The sequence below is a fragment of the Cryobacterium sp. MLB-32 genome (assembly GCF_000738085.1).
GTDB lineage: Bacteria > Actinomycetota > Actinomycetes > Actinomycetales > Microbacteriaceae > Cryobacterium.
Window position 1 is genome coordinate 1 of the sequence record NZ_JPRS01000377.1, and the last position, 837, is coordinate 837.

The 837-nt window shown below is 60.0% G+C and carries 1 protein-coding gene; it reads right to left on the minus strand.

Annotation, left to right across the window (positions count from 1 at the left end):
* Positions 1-837, minus strand: an 837-nt coding sequence (locus JF66_RS18710) for an ABC transporter ATP-binding protein (protein WP_035880377.1), incomplete at both ends; no start/stop codon positions are given.

Consider the following 837-nt stretch of genomic DNA (forward strand, 5'->3'; position numbering starts at 1 on the left):
ATGGTGAGGGTGATGGCCTCAGGACGAAGCGAAACTGCGACGTCATCGTCCACCGACACCAAATCGGATGCAGTGTTGGCTACCCGGGGCGCAGTGAACACCGTGCCATCGGCTACTCGCACGCGAATGTTGTCACCTTGCGTGGCTACCACTGTACCGGTAAGCACATTGGATCGACCGATGAAACGAGCGACGAACGCGGTGGCGGGACGGTGATAAATATCACGAGGGCTGCCGACCTGATGCAGGATTCCGGCTTCAAGGATGGCGACACGATCACTCATTGCCATGGCCTCAGCTTGGTCGTGCGTGACGTAGAGGCAGGTTGTTCCCGCAGCCTTCTGAGTGGCTCGGATCTCGGTGCGGGTCTCTTCGCGGAGTTTTGCGTCTAGGTTCGAGAGCGGTTCGTCCAGCAGGAGAACATTGGGGCGAATGACGAGGGCGCGGGCGAGAGCTACGCGCTGTTGTTGGCCTCCGGAGAGCATGTCAATGCGGCGCTCCCCGTATCCCTCGAGGCCCACTTGCTGCAGCGCTTCGTCGATGCGCGCTGCTTTCTCGCCGGAACTGACCTTTCGAACGTTCAGCCCATAGGAGATGTTGGCCCGCACAGTCATATGAGGGAAGAGCGCGTAGTTCTGGAAGACCATACCGGTGCCGCGCTTGTTGGGTGCCGTAGTCGTCATGTCGTCGTCGTCGAACATGATCCGGCCATCGGACGGCTGAACGAATCCGGCAACCATCCGAAGCGTGGTGGATTTTCCACAGCCAGAGGGCCCGAGAAGTGTGAAGAATTCCCCATCGCCGATGTCGAGACTCAAGTCAGCGACGGAGGCGCGG